The following is a 16,782-nucleotide window of genomic DNA, read 5'->3' as shown; positions in this document are numbered from 1 at the left end:
TGTATTAATATAAAAGAGAGTTCTTCAACTTAAAAACCTTTTGGAGCTTATACTGAAGAGGGTCTGAGACCCAAAAAACAACGTGTTGTTCCATATTCGTAGCGCCTCCGTCAACAACCGTAGAGGTATATCGTGGATAGGAATTACCCTTACTAAAACGATTTTTCCAATGTAAAGCCCGGATATTGAGAGGATGGTTCCACAACTCTTGAGGTACGCCGAGCTGTTGCAACCTTGATAGAGGGAAAATATAGTCTATTTCCCAACCAAAAAGACTGTTTTTATTATTAAAGTCATCATAAGCAATCCATGCACCACAGGCGTCTTGACGAATTCTGTCAGGATTGTATTCGTCAACAACAACAGCTGAGTCCCAAGCTACTTGTCTTGCATCTAATGTTGCTCTTTTTAAAAACATTTTGCCTCTTGTATTTTTTTCAATATTCAAAGATTTAAATAATCTGATTATAAACCAAACAAAATCCACTTTTTTTACCCAAATAAGCTATTATTTCACAATTTTGAATCGGGCAAAACGTAATAATAGCTGCTTCTCGCCTGCATTGCGGAAGCGGATAACTGCTTTGGCATTATCTCCTGCCCCATCTAACCGAATGACCTCACCAATTCCGAAACGTTCATGCTCAATCTGTTGACCTACTGCTAATCCTTCAACAGAGTTTCCTGATGTAGCTGAAGGGGTAGAAACAGGAATATTGTTTACTCTCTTGAGGTTACGTGGCACAGTAGGAGCTATCACTTGTGCTTTGGGGCGTTCACGCTCAGAAGTAGCTTTGTGGGCAAAGAGCGAATGTGACGCTTTCTCTTTTTGCTCTCGTCGGAAGTATCCGGCTTCTTCATCCACCTCACGACGTATTGTGGCTTCTTGGGGGAGTTGAAGAAAGCGAGTATCAATATCTTTCAGGAAACGACTGGGGGTACCAAAGTCCATCTTTCCATAGCGAAAACGGGTACGAGCGTACGAGAGAAAACAATGCTCTTCAGCACGTGTGATGGCTACGTAAAACAGGCGTCGTTCCTCTTCCATGCCACGTTGAGAGTCGCCCACCATACTGCTTGGAAAAAGATTTTCTTCCATACCTACTACAAAGACATTACAAAACTCAAGCCCTTTGGCTGAATGAACAGTCATCAAGGTGATCTTCTCCCCATCATCATTCTTATCTGAATCCTGATCGGTGAGTAAAGCAATATCAGATAAGTAATCTGACAACGAGATCTCCGGGTTCCCTTCTTCCATGCGCAGAGCACAAAAGTCTTGCATACCATTAACAAGCTCTTCTATATTTTCCTGTCTACTGAGATTCTCCGGAGAGTTATCGGCATGTATGTCATTCAAAATACCTGATCGACGGATAATCTCTGTTCCTATCTGATAAGCATTCTGCTGGGCAACTAGTGAAATAAACTCCTCAAGTAGTTCACGAAATCCCTGCAACTTAGTATGCGTACCTTTGTTAATGTTTAGATTATAAGTAAGCGGTTCGCATAGCACTGTCCACAAGCTCACTCCCTGTTCGGTAGCTGCAGCAATGATTTTACCCACTGTAGTATCACCAATGCCACGAGCAGGATAATTGATAATACGTTTGAAGGCCTCTTCATCATTTGGATTTACTACCAAACGAAAATAAGCCACCACATCTTTTATTTCTTTGCGTTGATAAAAAGAAAGTCCTCCATAAATTTTATAAGGCATACCTCGTTTACGCATGGCTTCCTCAAAAATTCGACTCTGAGCATTCGTACGATAGAGAATAGCAAAAGAAGCATAACCATAATCCCTGCTACGTCGAAGTTCCGCAATCTTATTAACAACGATTTCTCCCTCTTCTACATCAGAGTAAGCTTGAAACACACCAATAGATTCTCCCCGCTCCTTTTCAGAAAAAACCTCTTTGCGAATCTGCCGTTCATTCTTCTCAATCAGGCTGTTAGCCGCAGAAACAATGGTTTGCGTGGATCGGTAGTTTTGCTCTAGTTTAAAGACTTGTGTATTCTTATAGATTTTTGTAAAATGAAGGATATTATCAATATCTGCCCCACGAAAAGAATAAATGCTCTGAGCATCGTCGCCCACCACACAGATGTGTTGATGCTCACCTGCCAATTGCAGTACAATGCTATGTTGCGCATAGTTCGTATCCTGATACTCATCCACCAGCAGATAACGGAACTGATCACGATAGTGAGCCAGTACATCAGGGTGCTCATGAAAAAGGATATAGGTATAAAACAACAGGTCATCAAAATCCATAGCTCCGGCTTGTCGGCAGCGCTCCCAATAACGACGATAAATGTCACGGATGGCAGGCATTTTCGCAGCAGAGTCACCTTCATAGGCCTCCTTGTTGGCAGCATAACCAGACGGAGAAACAAGATGATTTTTAGCATTAGAGATACGATTCTGCACAAACCCCGGCTTATAAGTCTTTTCATCAAGTCCCATCTCTTTAATAATAGAACGAAGTAGACTTTTGCTATCAGCCGAATCATAGATTGTGAACTGCGAAGTAAAACCAATCTTCTCGGCTTCAACACGAAGAATACGTGAAAAGACAGAATGAAAAGTACCCATCCAGAGATAACGAGCCAGTTGATCACCCACTTGGCGAGCAATACGTTCTTTCATTTCACGGGCAGCTTTGTTGGTAAAAGTGAGTGCTAATATGTTCCATGGTTGGTATCCATTCTCTAGCAAATAAGCAATCTTATAGGTAAGCACACGTGTTTTACCCGATCCGGCACCAGCAATAACTAATGCAGGTCCTTCATTGTAGAGCACGGCGGCGCGTTGGCTTTCGTTGAGTTCTTCTATATAGTCTGTTGACATCAGAGATTGTTTCTTTATAAATAGGGGTTAATTTGTGCAAAGATAGAAGAAAAGTTGGAGACGTGCGAACATTTCTTTTGGATATGGCGTTATATAACCAAAGTTTCAATAACAATAATACATTGAACTTATGAATACATTATTAATGTCTTTAATATTTATGACTATGAGTTATGATATGCCTAAATTGCCATACGCAACTGATGCGTTGGCTCCAGTAATTAGCCAGCAAACAATTGAGTTTCATTATGGAAAACACTTGCAAGCCTATGTAAATAATCTAAATAGCCTTGTTCCCGGAACAGAATTTGAGGGCAAGACCGTAGAACAAATTGTTTCTACAGCTCCGGACGGTGCTATTTTTAACAACGCCGGACAAGTACTAAATCATACATTATATTTTACTCAGTTTGCAGGCAAACCTTCTCAAAGCGAGCCATCAGGCAAACTAGCAGAAGCTATTGTTAAAGACTTTGGCAGTTTCGACAACTTTAAAAAAGAATTCACTGCTGCAGCAGTAGGTCTGTTTGGTTCAGGATGGGCATGGTTATCCGTAGACAAGAGCGGAAAGCTACACATTACCAAAGAGACAAACGGAAGCAACCCTCTACGTGCAGGATTAAAACCTTTATTAGGTTTTGACGTATGGGAACATTCTTATTATCTGGATTACCAGAATCGTCGTGCTGATCACATAGCAGCTTTATGGAGCATTATAGACTGGGCTGTAGTTGATAGCCGCCTCTAAAATGAAGCTTTTCTACATAAAGTAGCAATCTACTAAGGGTTTATACCCATATACAAACACAGATATATCTAATAGAAATATCTGTGTTTTTTATTTTTCTTAAAAAAAACAGTAACTTTGCGGCCTAATTACCACTATATGAGACTCCAATCAATTATAAGTCATAAAAGTCGCCTCATTACACTGTTAGTATTTTTACTGTCTTTCAGCATTAGTATAGAAGCACATGATTTTCTAGGAATAGAGAAATTAGCTAAACATGAGATTCTATTTATCAGTTCTTATAATTCAGATACTAAGTATACTTCGGATAATATAAGTTCGTTTATAGATACGTATAGTAAGTTAGGAGGGAAATATTCGGTAGTTATAGAGAACATGAATGCCATGAGCCTAAAAGAAGCTAATCTGTGGCAAAATAGAATGAAAGTCATTTTAGAAAAACACCCTGATGTTAAAATGATTATCCTTCTGGGCGGAGAAGCTTGGAATACTTATTTTCATCTGAAAGACAATAAATATAAAAATATTCCGGTAATGTGTGCTATGGCTGGCCGCTATGGAATTCGTATACCGACTGATACGGTGAATATGTCTTCATATGAGCCTGAAATTCTTGATATGCTCAAAATCATGAAGGGATATGATGTCAAACTGGCTTTATCTTATAATTATGATGTCTCAAAAGAGATTGAATTGATAAAATCTTTTTATCCAAAGATGAAGAATTTGGCGATTCTTACCGACAATACTTATAATGGAATTTCCCACTACACTTTGCTTCAAAAAGAACTAAAAAAATATCCTAATATTAATCCTATTTTTATTGATGGACGTAAGCTTACTCTGGACGAAGCTGTTGAAAAACTCCATAATGTTCCTAAAGAGACAGTTATGCTACTAGGCATCTGGAAAATAGATAGTCTGGAAATATCTTACATAAACAATTCTGTCTACGCATTCAAAAGTGTTAATCCTTCCATTCCGGTATTTAGTCTTACTTCGACTGGAATAGGTTATTGGGCCATTGGAGGATATGTACCCACTTATCAAGGTGTTGGCAGGAGACTTGGTCTCAAAGCATACGAAATATTGGATTTAAAGCAAAAAAGTAAACCCGATTTATATACGATCAGAAATGAATATAAGTTTGACGCACAAAAATTGAAAGAACTCAAACTTGACAAAAATAAACTTCCTAGCAATGCCATTTATGTCAACCATGTTCCTCCTTTTCTTTCTGTATATAAAAATGAAATAGAAACACTCTTTTTAGTTTTCATTAGTTTAATTACTGGTTTAATAATATCATTATATTATTATTATAAAATGAGAAGGCTAAAAGATAAATTATTAATCTCTACTGACTCATTGAGCAATGATAAAAAGAAATTAGAACAATCTGAATCAGAACTTCGAAAAGCCAAAGAACGTGCTGAAGAAGCCAATCAAGTAAAGAGTGCTTTTGTTTCAAATATGAGCCATGAAATACGCACTCCACTAAATGCAATTGTAGGATTTTCAAGCTTGTTAATAGAGGGAATAAATGCTACTGAAGAACAAAAAGAATATGCTAAAATTATTCAAAAAAATTCAGATTTACTCCTTCAGTTGATTAGTGATGTACTTGATGTCTCTAGGTTGGAATCCGGCCGGTTACAATTTAACTACGAATGGTGCGATCTAGTTGCCTCCTGCGAGGGAATGATAGCGCTTACCAACCAAAGTAAAGCTACTGATGTGGAGATTTGTTCTAGATTTCCATCCGAATCATATATGCTGTATACAGATCCATTACGTTTGCAGCAGATAGTAATGAATTTACTCAATAATGCATTAAAGTTTACTCCAGATGGAGGAATAATCACGTTGGCTTTCGAAATAGATGAACAGAATTCAGTGGTTTTGTTCTCAGTAACAGACACAGGATGTGGCATACCGGAAGATAAACAAGAGCAAGTATTTACCCGCTTTGAGAAACTAAACGAATTTGTACAAGGTACTGGACTAGGACTTGCTATTTGCAAGCTAACCATAAAGCACATGGGGGGGCAGATTTGGGTAGATAAAGATTATAAAAACGGCGCGCGGTTTGTCTTCTCACATCCTATTACTAAAGAGATTGCTTAATTCTCCAAAGGCAATACATCAAGTTTCAAACTTAATTAACTAAGTAAAAATCATTATTTCTTTGTTGTTTCTGAATATTTTTCCTTTCCTTTGCCTTCCGTAAAGACAAAGGGGTGCCCTAAGAAGGCTGAGATTATACCCTACGAACCTGATGCAGTTAATACTGACGCAGGGATTGTTGCTTCTTCCATTGCCTACTGCTTATACAGCACTCCTCTTTGTATTTACACCACTTTAATTTTTAAAACAGAAAAAATGAAAGTACAGGTAAACAACAAAGAAATGGAGATCAACGTTTCTTCTACAGTCGCTCAACTAGCAAACATGCTCGAACTTCCTTCTGCAGGCGTAGCTATTGCAGTGAATAATCAAATGCTTCCACGCACAGGATGGAATCTCTCCATGCTACAAGAGAATGATAACATAGTCGTCATTAAAGCTGCTTGCGGAGGATAACACTATGATCAGTCTACAATTTATCACTCATCAAACAGAGAAGTATTCTTACCTCCAATCAGCTTGTATTGCTTTGGAGGGAGGATGTAAATGGATTCAGTTGCGAATGAAAGAAGCTACTCCTGACCAAGTGAAGACTATTGCCTTAGAATTAAAACCATTCTGCAAAGAGCATGAAGCAATACTGATAATCGATGACTATGTAGAGTTGGCTAAAGAGCTGGAAGTAGACGGTGTACATCTGGGTAAGATGGATATGCCGGTAGCGGAAGCACGAAAGCTACTTGGCGAAGGATTCATCATTGGAGGTACGGCTAATACGTTTGAAGATGTTCAGGCACTCTACCTTACCGGAGCAGATTATGTGGGTATTGGCCCATTTCGCTTCACCACCACAAAGAAAAAGTTAAGTCCGGTTTTAGGTCTAGATGGATATCACTCAATCATCCAACAAATGAAGCAGGCCAATATTCTTCTGCCTACCGTAGCGATAGGCGGCATTGCATACGAGGATATTCCTGGCATTTTGGCGACCGGAATTAATGGTATCGCTCTCTCGGGAGCTATTCTGCAAGCTGAAAATCCGGTGGAAGAGGTGAAGAAGATTCTTACTCTCTAAATTATGGTAATATGTTATCACGATAACAATATATGTAATGCCTCGTTACATATATTGTTATTCACCGTATCATATAACCTCAAGAAACTAGCCATTTAAAAAGATCTTAATTCAGAAATTAAAGAATAATGGAACAACTTATTATTGCGGGCAAAGAATTTTGCTCTCGCCTATTCTTGGGCACAGGAAAGTTCAGTTCGAACGAACTGATGGAACAAGCGATATTGACTTCGGGTACAGAGATGGTTACCGTAGCCATGAAACGTGTAAGCATGGACGACAAAGAAGATGATATGCTGAAACATATCGTACATCCCAACATTCAATTACTACCCAACACATCGGGCGTGCGCAATGCCGAAGAGGCTGTATTTGCTGCACAAATGGCTCGCGAGGCCTTTGGCACCAATTGGCTAAAATTGGAAATCCACCCCGATCCTCGTTATTTGTTACCCGATTCAATAGAAACACTCAAGGCTACAGAGAAGTTGGTAAAACTCGGTTTTGTGGTACTCCCCTATTGTCAGGCCGATCCGGTTTTATGTAAACGATTGGAAGAGGCCGGTGCTGCTGCAGTAATGCCGCTAGGTGCTCCAATTGGCACCAATAAAGGATTGCAGACAAGGGATTTCTTACGTATTATCATTGAGCAGGCAAACATTCCTGTGGTGGTAGATGCAGGCATTGGTGCTCCCAGCCATGCAGCAGAAGCAATGGAAATGGGCGCTTCAGCCGTTTTGGTAAATACAGCCATTGCAGTGGCAGTCAATCCTGCAGAGATGGCTATTGCCTTCCGCGAAGCAACAATTGCCGGCCGTCGTGCTTATGAAGCCGGACTGGGTAGCATGAGCCTGGTTGCAGCTGCAAGTTCTCCTCTCACCGCTTTTTTAAATGATTAATTGAAAATAAAGATGAATAATAAAATAACCCGAACACCTTTTCCTAATTCGGAGAAAATATATATTCCCGGAACCATATTTCCTTCTTTGCAAGTAGCGATGCGCAGAGTAAATCAGATGCCTACAGTGAGCATCGAAGATGGACAGAAAGTGCTTACCCCTAATCCAGACGTTTATATCTATGATACAAGCGGACCATACACTGATTTGGAAGTAGAAATTGATCTAAAAAAAGGATTACCTCGAGCACGCGAACTGTTTACCCGAAACAACCCTGAAATCGTTCAGCTAAAAGATATAACATCTGAATACGGCCTCATGCGCCAACAAGATAATTCATTGAAGCATCTGCGTTTTGAGCATATTGCGCCGCCATACGTAGCTATCAAAGGCAAGCGAATTACCCAATTGGCTTATGCCAAAAAAGGGATTATCACCCCTGAAATGGAATATGTAGCTATTCGTGAAAATACTAGTTGTGAACAATTGGGGATAGATACACACATCACACCACAGTTTGTATGCGATGAAATTGCAGCAGGCCGCGCAGTGATCCCGGCTAACATTAACCATCCGGAAGCAGAACCGATGATTATTGGACGTAACTTCTTGGTGAAGATCAATACAAATATTGGCAATTCAGCTACTTCATCAAGTATTGAAGAAGAAGTGGAGAAGGCTGTGTGGAGCTGTCGTTGGGGTGGAGATACACTGATGGATTTATCTACCGGCCCTAACATTCACGAAACGCGTGAGTGGATTATCCGTAATTGTCCCGTTCCCGTGGGCACTGTGCCTATTTATCAAGCTTTAGAAAAGGTGGATGGAAAGGTGGAAGACCTTACTTGGGAAATCTATCGGGATACGTTGGTGGAGCAGTGCGAACAGGGAGTAGATTACTTTACCATCCATGCCGGCATCCGCCTGAAAAACGTACATCTGGCCAACAAGCGGGTTACGGGTATTGTGTCTCGCGGAGGAAGTATCATGTCCAAATGGTGTTTGATGCACAACAGGGAAAGTTTTCTTTATGAGCATTTTGATGATATCTGCGATGTACTAGCTCAGTATGATGTTGCAGTGTCGTTGGGCGACGGATTACGTCCGGGTTCCATTCACGACGCAAACGATGAAGCGCAGTTTGCCGAGCTTGACACACTGGGCGAGCTGGTGGAACGTGCTTGGGCAAAAGACGTACAAGCATTTATTGAAGGACCAGGTCATGTGCCTATGCACAAGATTAAGGAGAATATGGAAAGACAAATCAAAGCGTGTCACGATGCTCCTTTCTACACGCTAGGCCCCTTGGTAACGGATATTGCACCGGGATATGATCATATCACTTCGGCAATCGGCGCAGCACAAATTGGTTGGCTGGGAACAGCTATGCTTTGCTATGTTACCCCTAAAGAACACCTCGGACTACCCAACCAGGAAGATGTACGCACAGGAGTAATTACGTATAAGATAGCCGCTCATGCAGCCGATTTGGCTAAAGGACATCCGGGAGCACAAGTAAGAGACGATGCTTTGTCTAAAGCTCGCTACGAATTTCGTTGGAAAGATCAATTTAACCTATCACTCGACCCCGAACGTGCGTTGGAGTATTTCAAGGAGGGACATCATGAAGATGGCGAATATTGCACAATGTGTGGACCGAACTTTTGTGCGATGAAGTTAAGTAGGGAGTTGAAAGATTGCATGAAATCAGAAAAAGAATAAAGTATGTTGTTTTCAGAAGAATTAGAAAAGATCTCTTGGGAAGAAACGACCCGAGAGATCTATGCCAAAACGGACGAAGATGTTCGTCGCGCTTTAGGCAAAAGGCATCTCGATGTAGAAGATTTTAAAGCCTTAATCTCTCCAGCGGCGTTGCCTTATCTGGAGGTGATGGCTCAATTAAGCCAGAAATACACACTGGAGCGTTTTGGCAAAACAATCTCCATGTTTGTGCCACTCTATATCACGAACTCATGCACCAATTCGTGCATCTATTGCGGCTTTAACCATAGCAACCCGATGAAGCGCACCATCCTTACCGAAGAGGAAATGGTGAATGAATACAAAGCGATTAAGAAGCTTGCTCCATTTGAGAATTTGTTACTGGTAACAGGAGAGAATCCGGCCAAAGCAGGCGTTGATTATATAGAGAGAGCACTGCAATTGGCAAAGCCATATTTCTCTAATCTTCAAATAGAGGTAATGCCACTTAAAGCGGGAGAATATGAGCAGCTTACGCATGCCGGACTAAATGGAGTCATCTGTTTTCAAGAGACATATAATAAAGCAAATTATAACCTCTATCATCCCAGAGGAATGAAATCTAAATTCGATTGGCGTGTCAATGGATTTGATCGTATGGGGCAAGCTGGTGTACACAAAATCGGTATGGGTGTACTCATCGGACTGGAAGAATGGCGTACGGATGTAACGATGATGGCTCATCATTTGCGATACCTGCAAAAGCATTATTGGAAGACAAAGTATAGTGTTAACTTCCCCCGTATGCGTCCGTCGGAAAATGGAGGCTTTCAACCAAACGTGGTGATGACCGACCGTGAATTAGCACAAGTCACTTTTGCGATGCGTATCTTCGATCACGATGTAGACATCTCCTATTCTACCCGTGAATCGGCAGAACTCCGCAACCACATGGCTACGCTTGGGGTAACAACCATGAGTGCTGAAAGTAAAACGGAACCGGGAGGCTATTTTAGCTATCCGCAAGCGTTGGAACAATTTCATGTTAGTGATGAACGCAAAGCGGTTGAAGTAGATGCTGCGCTACGCATACTAGGACGTATACCAGTCTATAAAGATTGGGACCAAACGTTTGATCAGACGATTAGAGTATGATGGAAAGATATAACAGGCAAATGATGCTGCTCGAGATAGGTGAAGAAGGGCAAGCCAAACTGAAGGCAGCCAAAGTTCTCATAGTAGGTGTAGGTGGGTTGGGTTCTCCCATCGCACTTTATCTGGCCGGTGCCGGAGTGGGCACTATTGGTTTGATAGATGATGATGTGGTGAGTATCTCCAATCTGCATCGACAAATATTGTATTCCGAAGCACAGACTGGAGAATTGAAAGCTCTTTGTGCATCGATGAGACTAAAAGCGCTTAACAGTGACATCCGTGTAAATGCTTATCCGAAACGATTGACAGAAAAGAATGTGCGTGAACTTATCAGCCAATATGATATTGTGGTAGACGGTTGTGATAACTTTTCTACCCGTTATCTTATTAATGATGTATGTGTTGAACTAGGCAAACCTTACGTGTATGGTGCTATTTGTGGTTTTGAAGGACAGGTAGCTGTATTTAATTATCGTACAAACAAAAATTATAGAGATTTATATCCTAGTGAAGAAGAAATGCTTAGCATGCCACCTCCTCCCAAAGGAGTAATAGGCGTAACACCTGCCATCACAGGAAGCATAGAGGCCACAGAAGTGATTAAGATAATAAATAATTATGATACTGTTTTATCGGGAAAACTTTGGACGATAGACCTAAGGAGTTTACAAACTAACATCTTTTCACTATAAATATTGGCTACTGAGGCTGTAAACTGCTAACTTTGCTTAAATTTATCTTTTAATATAGAAATGAAACTAATCATTGTAACTACTCCTCATTTTTTCGTGGAAGAGGATAAAATTATCACAGCTCTTTTTGAAGGAGGGTTGAACATTCTTCACTTACGAAAGCCTGAAATGCCAGCCTTGTATTCTGAAAGGCTCCTAACGTTAATACCTGAAAGATATCATCATCGAATTGTTACTCATGAACATTTCTATCTGAAAAATGAATTCAATCTTATGGGTATTCATCTGAATACTCGTAATCCGGAAGCGCCACATGATTATCATGGACATATAAGTTATTCTTGCCACTCGATAGAAGAAGTAAAAATAAAGAAGCATCTATATGATTATGTTTTCTTAAGTCCTATTTATGACTCTATTTCTAAAGAAGGATACAACTCGCCCTATACTCCGGAAGAACTGAGGAAAGCTGCTGAAGAGAAAATTATCGATAATAAAGTAATTGCTTTAGGAGGTATCACACCTGACAATCTCACAGAAATTAAAGATTTTGGTTTTGGTGGTGCTGCTGTTTTAGGTGATTTATGGACTAAATTTGATACTTACAAAGATCAAAATTATACCTCTATCATTGAACACTTCAAAAAGCTAAAGGATATGGCAGAGTAATCTACTATAAAGATTTATAGTAGATTCTTATTTTTTGAATATAACACTAAAAAGCCTGTTTTCTTTTCATCAAAGAAGACAGGCTTTTTAATTTTATATTGTGGCAATATTAGAATTTGTAACCAACAGTTAATGAGACGTTTATATTTTTAGGAGCGCCATCAACATCCATGATTTTAACTAAACCAAATTGTCCTTCAGCACCTACTACTATTTTACCAAATTCTGCGGCAACGCCATAAGCTAAACCTGCATCAAAATGGTCTAAACTGCTATCACCAAATGTGTCAACACTTCCTGTTACACCGCCACTTTCTGCACTTATTTTACCAGCTATGCCATAAGCTAAATACGGACCAGCACTAAAAACGAGGTTCATCTGTTGGCATACCGGTATGCGTAATGCAGCCATAATTGGCATTTCCAAATACACTTGATTAACGGTAACATCCGCACTACTATTGTTCTCAAGATAGCCAGAGCCTTTTACCCCTTTTGAACTTAAAAACAACGATGTTTGGAGGGCCCATCTTTGGTCAAAAGCATATTCCATTCCACCACCAATCTTATATCCTACTTTTGCATCAGCACCGGTATCTTTGGTCCAATTGCTAATATTCATACCACCTTTAACATTCCAACTAACCTGCGCAAACGAGAGAGTGCTGACAAAAGCCAATGCAAATAACAAAACAATTTTTTTCATGTTTTCAATTTTAAAATGAATAATATTAATTAGTTCTAGTCATGAACTTTTTTTTTAAGCAATTATATTTTAGAATTTGTGTAAATAGAAATAGAATTTCGATGTAAATTAAAACATTATAGAAGAAACAAACAAGAATTTTTCTGAATATTTTAATAAATTTCACTTGCAAGAGGATAACTGTTATTAAAATAAGTCATTTATACTTTGTCTACATATACTTTTTTCGTCGAATTCAATTTCGTTAAACCAATAATCGATTCGATATTCCTCTACCTAATTTTCTTTATACCATATAAAAGAGTAATTAATTGCCTAAAAGCATCATTTTCCGACATCTGTGTAGGGTGACAAAGGATATATTATATGTAAATTTGCCGTTGAATTAAATAAGGATGTAAAAATAGTGTACCTACCCCTACAGACCTTGTGAGAGGGTTTCGGTGAATTAACTAGATCAGCGTGGTGAATTAACTACTTCAGCGTGGTGATCTAGTTAATTCACCACGCTGAAGTTATATGATACCTTATAGGAAGCTGATTTGTAAATAATAAGATACTAATAGTCATGGCAAGACCTGAAAAAAGAGGATTAGATTATTTTCCCTTAGACGTGGACTTTATGCGAGATATCAAAGTGCGACGCATCAAACGTAAGCATGGGGCTCTCGGAATAGTCGTCATCATCGAACTTTATAGCAGAATTTATCACGATAATGGCTACTATTTGTCGTGGGATGAAGATACTTGCTACGACATCTGCGAGGATTTGAGGACTGAAAGTCCGGAACAGATACAAACCATTGTGGACTCTTGCCTGCAAGTGGGACTTTTTCACGCCGGACTTTACAATGTTCAACACGTGCTGACTTCCAACGGAGTGCAATGTCGCTACAAAGCTTGCTGTGCCCGAAGAGCTTCCGCACGGATATTGCCAGAACTAAATCTGATAGAGTGTCCTCAACAGCAAGAAGAGAACAAACCTACTACCGAGGCTATCAAAGCTCCTGAAGAAGCTGTAAAAAGCCATACAGCAAGTACTCTTGAAGAAGTAAAGGTGGTAAAGACATCAGAGTTAATGCATACAGAAACGGAGTTAATGCATACAGAAACTCAGTTATTGCCTACAGAAATGCCACAAACAAAAGAAAACAAAACAAAAGGGAAAGCAAACAAAACAGAAATAAACCTCCCCCATACCCCCTCCGAAAACGGAGGAGGCAACGAGAAGATGAGGGTTGATCGATTGGAAGATTATTTTTTTCCTCCCGACGATGCCTTCGCTATGAAAACGCACAACTACGACGGCCTGCTGGAGAGGTTTTACGCTATTGCTGTGTGCTGTCGAGACGAGGCAGTCTATGAGCACAAAACCCTTATTGCCCCGCTACATAGCCCTGTCCAGAGACTAACTGGCTGAATTGACTTCATCGACAGATTGCACGAAATATCATTCTGCAAGCAGAGCTATTCTCACGAATTAGAGCATTCGTTCGCCATTGTTAGTCCTTGCTCTGGTTAAATTTAGGCTGAAATATATCGCAATGGTTTGAACTGGAATAGTTAAAATAAGTCTTGATGAAAAAATCATTACTACCAACATTTGTGGATTTAAAGTGTATTTCATAATTTTAGCAAAATTAGAGGAAATAGATCAATATTTTCTTGGTGCAAGTTGTCAATCTCTTTAGAATCTTCTTGCACTACATGCTAAATAGCTCATATTCGCTCTTTGACTTACTGAAAATCAGCTACTTACAATAGATGTCGATCATCAGGCATTTTTATATAATTGATGATCGACATTTTTCAGAAAGAATATCACTATATTTGTTTTCGCTAACCATTTGATATACAGGCATTCTCTGTTTTGAAATTGGAGGCCTTTAATTGTACCTTATGGAATTGAAACTCAGGAACGATATCAGACATGCTAATACCAGCATACCTTTAATTGTACCTTATGGAATTGAAACTTTAAAAAACTTTGATATGAATAATAAACAAATATCCTTTAATTGTACCTTATGGAATTGAAACTATTCTGCCGATGTGCTTTTAATGCTCGTAACCTCCTTTAATTGTACCTTATGGAATTGAAACCAATAGCAAAAAGCTCTTCCGCTTTTGTTTTCTTTTCCTTTAATTGTACCTTATGGAATTGAAACGCGCAATACCTTCTAGCCTCGCCTTTTCGGTCGCAATCCTTTAATTGTACCTTATGGAATTGAAACCCATTACGGCCAGTGCCTGAGCGAATAAAAATACAACCTTTAATTGTACCTTATGGAATTGAAACCCCGTGGCTGCGCTAGAAGCGTGGGTGAGGAGAAAACCTTTAATTGTACCTTATGGAATTGAAACTGAGATACTACACCCTAACCCTCCTTTTACTACTCCCCTTTAATTGTACCTTATGGAATTGAAACCAACAATGGAATGAAGCTTCATCTCCGACAATCGAACCTTTAATTGTACCTTATGGAATTGAAACAGTATCTCTTTCAGCGTAGCCATATCTTTTGTTTTCCTTTAATTGTACCTTATGGAATTGAAACAACAAAACGACGGTTACAAGCCCGTGTTAATGCAGACCTTTAATTGTACCTTATGGAATTGAAACTATACTAATTGAATTAGATAGCTTCCACTAGTGTCGCCTTTAATTGTACCTTATGGAATTGAAACAAATCTAAAGCCGCTCAATTTGATTTATACTCTACTCCTTTAATTGTACCTTATGGAATTGAAACCAATATAGAAGAGACACGTATCTAATAACGCTTAAAACCTTTAATTGTACCTTATGGAATTGAAACGCTCATGTCATGGTGCCTTCTTAGGTGCCTTGCGCTCCTTTAATTGTACCTTATGGAATTGAAACTAGAGACAATCAAACATGACAGCGTATATGTCAGTCCTTTAATTGTACCTTATGGAATTGAAACAAGGAACGGGTGTGCAAGATGCCTTTAAGTCCTTGGTCCTTTAATTGTACCTTATGGAATTGAAACCCCAAGAAACCAGCGCCGCCCCAAACACCAGAGAGCCTTTAATTGTACCTTATGGAATTGAAACAATGTGTTTGATAATGTAATGGATGTCGCCCCTTCCCTTTAATTGTACCTTATGGAATTGAAACTTAAACAGGGGCGGACATATCGAATGTGATCTTATCGCCTTTAATTGTACCTTATGGAATTGAAACCTCTTTCGCTAACTCCTCGTTAGCGATTCTATTTTCCTTTAATTGTACCTTATGGAATTGAAACTAGAAACAAGGGTGTTGAGATACAAAGCGTGTCACCTTTAATTGTACCTTATGGAATTGAAACGAAACTCACGAATTATATCTACCCCAGCATCCGCAACCTTTAATTGTACCTTATGGAATTGAAACTGACAAACTCCCCAGAAACTTTTTTATTCTTCTCCTCCTTTAATTGTACCTTATGGAATTGAAACTCTATATTTAAATATTTTGCACTATTTATTTGTAGTCCTTTAATTGTACCTTATGGAATTGAAACATAAATTTTCATTTCTCAACATAGATGCCGCCGACGTCCTTTAATTGTACCTTATGGAATTGAAACTGCTGTAGATCTTTGTGCGTTTAGCAAAGAAATTAAGCCTTTAATTGTACCTTATGGAATTGAAACCTGCTGAACTTCGATAGAGTATTCTGAGATAGTTGTCCTTTAATTGTACCTTATGGAATTGAAACAATCTTGCACCCCCTCGCTTTATGAATACTTTTTGTCCTTTAATTGTACCTTATGGAATTGAAACGACGGAAAGGAGTTTTATTTGGCTATGTCGGAGGGTCCTTTAATTGTACCTTATGGAATTGAAACAAATTTCTACGAGGTCGCTTTGTTGCGCTAAAGAGACCTTTAATTGTACCTTATGGAATTGAAACTCCAGCTTCAGTATTAGCAGATCGTCCGCATGGTACCTTTAATTGTACCTTATGGAATTGAAACTGAATTTCTTCCCTGTTTTTGAAGCCTCAACGGCGGGCCTTTAATTGTACCTTATGGAATTGAAACGTTTTTTCTAAGTATAACTTAGCTAACAGCTCTATGCCTTTAATTGTACCTTATGGAATTGAAACGACAACAAACTGTCCTGACCGTACGCAACTAAGCCT

The 16,782-nt window shown here is 39.2% G+C and carries 13 protein-coding genes, 1 CRISPR repeat array and 1 riboswitch (1 of these 15 cut by a window edge); of the genes, 10 read left to right on the top strand and 3 right to left on the bottom strand.

What is annotated here, in order from left to right; all coding sequences use genetic code 11:
* Positions 1-4: 4 nt before the first annotated feature.
* Positions 5-418, bottom strand: coding sequence for a hypothetical protein (locus tag BQ5338_RS09375; protein WP_071146870.1), 414 nt, complete (start codon positions 416-418; stop codon positions 5-7).
* Between the two features lie 90 nt (positions 419-508).
* The gene (locus BQ5338_RS09370; protein WP_071146531.1) at positions 509-2,854 is read right to left on the bottom strand and encodes an ATP-dependent helicase; all 2,346 of its coding nucleotides are present in this window, start codon (positions 2,852-2,854) and stop codon (positions 509-511) included.
* A gap of 130 nt (positions 2,855-2,984) precedes the next feature.
* Between BQ5338_RS09370 and BQ5338_RS09365 the strand changes: the two genes are divergently transcribed.
* From BQ5338_RS09365 to BQ5338_RS09325, 9 genes are all read left to right on the top strand, one after another.
* Entirely contained in the window at positions 2,985-3,602 is a 618-nt protein-coding gene (locus tag BQ5338_RS09365) for a superoxide dismutase (RefSeq protein ID WP_071146530.1), read from the top strand.
* Positions 3,603-3,740: 138 nt separating this feature from the next.
* The gene (locus BQ5338_RS09360) at positions 3,741-5,732 is read left to right on the top strand and encodes a sensor histidine kinase (RefSeq protein WP_071146529.1); all 1,992 of its coding nucleotides are present in this window, start codon (positions 3,741-3,743) and stop codon (positions 5,730-5,732) included.
* 99 nt (positions 5,733-5,831) lie between these two features.
* Positions 5,832-5,924: riboswitch (TPP riboswitch) on the top strand.
* A gap of 63 nt (positions 5,925-5,987) precedes the next feature.
* Positions 5,988-6,188: a sulfur carrier protein ThiS gene (gene thiS / locus BQ5338_RS09355; RefSeq protein ID WP_071146528.1), complete on the top strand. Its 201-nt coding sequence runs from the start codon at positions 5,988-5,990 to the stop codon at positions 6,186-6,188.
* Between the two features lie 4 nt (positions 6,189-6,192).
* Positions 6,193-6,807 carry a thiamine phosphate synthase gene (locus tag BQ5338_RS09350; protein ID WP_071146527.1) on the top strand — a complete coding sequence of 205 codons (615 nt, stop codon included), beginning with the start codon at positions 6,193-6,195 and terminating at the stop codon, positions 6,805-6,807.
* 128 nt (positions 6,808-6,935) lie between these two features.
* Positions 6,936-7,706: a thiazole synthase gene (locus BQ5338_RS09345; RefSeq protein ID WP_071146526.1), complete on the top strand. Its 771-nt coding sequence runs from the start codon at positions 6,936-6,938 to the stop codon at positions 7,704-7,706.
* 12 nt (positions 7,707-7,718) lie between these two features.
* On the top strand, positions 7,719-9,428 hold the full coding sequence (gene thiC / locus BQ5338_RS09340) for a phosphomethylpyrimidine synthase ThiC (RefSeq protein ID WP_071146525.1): 1,710 nt from the start codon (positions 7,719-7,721) through the stop codon (positions 9,426-9,428).
* Positions 9,429-9,434: 6 nt separating this feature from the next.
* Entirely contained in the window at positions 9,435-10,562 is a 1,128-nt protein-coding gene (gene thiH / locus BQ5338_RS09335; protein WP_071146869.1) for a 2-iminoacetate synthase ThiH, read from the top strand.
* A complete protein-coding gene (locus BQ5338_RS09330) occupies positions 10,562-11,254 on the top strand; it encodes a HesA/MoeB/ThiF family protein (protein WP_071146524.1) in 693 nt (230 codons plus the stop codon). Before thiH ends, BQ5338_RS09330 begins: the two co-directional genes overlap by 1 nt.
* 60 nt (positions 11,255-11,314) lie before the next feature.
* Complete coding sequence (locus tag BQ5338_RS09325; RefSeq protein WP_071146523.1) at positions 11,315-11,923, top strand: thiamine phosphate synthase; 609 nt, start codon at positions 11,315-11,317, stop codon at positions 11,921-11,923.
* Positions 11,924-12,032: 109 nt separating this feature from the next.
* Here the strand turns inward: BQ5338_RS09325 and BQ5338_RS09320 are convergent, their stop codons facing one another.
* Complete coding sequence (locus tag BQ5338_RS09320) at positions 12,033-12,629, bottom strand: porin family protein (RefSeq protein ID WP_071146522.1); 597 nt, start codon at positions 12,627-12,629, stop codon at positions 12,033-12,035.
* Positions 12,630-13,197: 568 nt separating this feature from the next.
* Here BQ5338_RS09320 and BQ5338_RS09315 point away from each other — a divergent pair.
* Positions 13,198-14,049: a DUF4373 domain-containing protein gene (locus BQ5338_RS09315; RefSeq protein WP_071146521.1), complete on the top strand. Its 852-nt coding sequence runs from the start codon at positions 13,198-13,200 to the stop codon at positions 14,047-14,049.
* A gap of 463 nt (positions 14,050-14,512) precedes the next feature.
* Positions 14,513-16,782: direct repeats of the CRISPR family, unit length 29 nt; unit sequence CCTTTAATTGTACCTTATGGAATTGAAAC (it continues 1,726 nt past the right edge of the window).

It is taken from the genome of Bacteroides ihuae, from assembly GCF_900104585.1.
Classification (GTDB): Bacteria; Bacteroidota; Bacteroidia; order Bacteroidales; family Bacteroidaceae; genus Bacteroides; species Bacteroides ihuae.
Note: the sequence above shows the minus strand (reverse complement) of the source record. Positions and strands in the feature narration are given on the sequence as shown.

Bases quoted from the DNA above. Each gene is read 5' to 3' on its own strand.
- BQ5338_RS09320 (WP_071146522.1), bottom strand. From the start codon at position 12,629: ATGAAAAAAATTGTTTTGTTATTTGCATTGGCTTTTGTCAGCACTCTC.
- BQ5338_RS09350 (WP_071146527.1), top strand. From the start codon at position 6,193: ATGATCAGTCTACAATTTATCACTCATCAAACAGAGAAGTATTCTTAC.
- BQ5338_RS09365 (WP_071146530.1), top strand. From the start codon at position 2,985: ATGAATACATTATTAATGTCTTTAATATTTATGACTATGAGTTATGAT.
- BQ5338_RS09325 (WP_071146523.1), top strand. From the start codon at position 11,315: ATGAAACTAATCATTGTAACTACTCCTCATTTTTTCGTGGAAGAGGAT.
- thiS (WP_071146528.1), top strand. From the start codon at position 5,988: ATGAAAGTACAGGTAAACAACAAAGAAATGGAGATCAACGTTTCTTCT.
- thiC (WP_071146525.1), top strand. From the start codon at position 7,719: ATGAATAATAAAATAACCCGAACACCTTTTCCTAATTCGGAGAAAATA.
- BQ5338_RS09370 (WP_071146531.1), bottom strand. From the start codon at position 2,854: ATGTCAACAGACTATATAGAAGAACTCAACGAAAGCCAACGCGCCGCC.
- BQ5338_RS09360 (WP_071146529.1), top strand. From the start codon at position 3,741: ATGAGACTCCAATCAATTATAAGTCATAAAAGTCGCCTCATTACACTG.
- BQ5338_RS09330 (WP_071146524.1), top strand. From the start codon at position 10,562: ATGGAAAGATATAACAGGCAAATGATGCTGCTCGAGATAGGTGAAGAA.
- BQ5338_RS09345 (WP_071146526.1), top strand. From the start codon at position 6,936: ATGGAACAACTTATTATTGCGGGCAAAGAATTTTGCTCTCGCCTATTC.
- BQ5338_RS09375 (WP_071146870.1), bottom strand. From the start codon at position 418: ATGTTTTTAAAAAGAGCAACATTAGATGCAAGACAAGTAGCTTGGGAC.
- BQ5338_RS09315 (WP_071146521.1), top strand. From the start codon at position 13,198: ATGGCAAGACCTGAAAAAAGAGGATTAGATTATTTTCCCTTAGACGTG.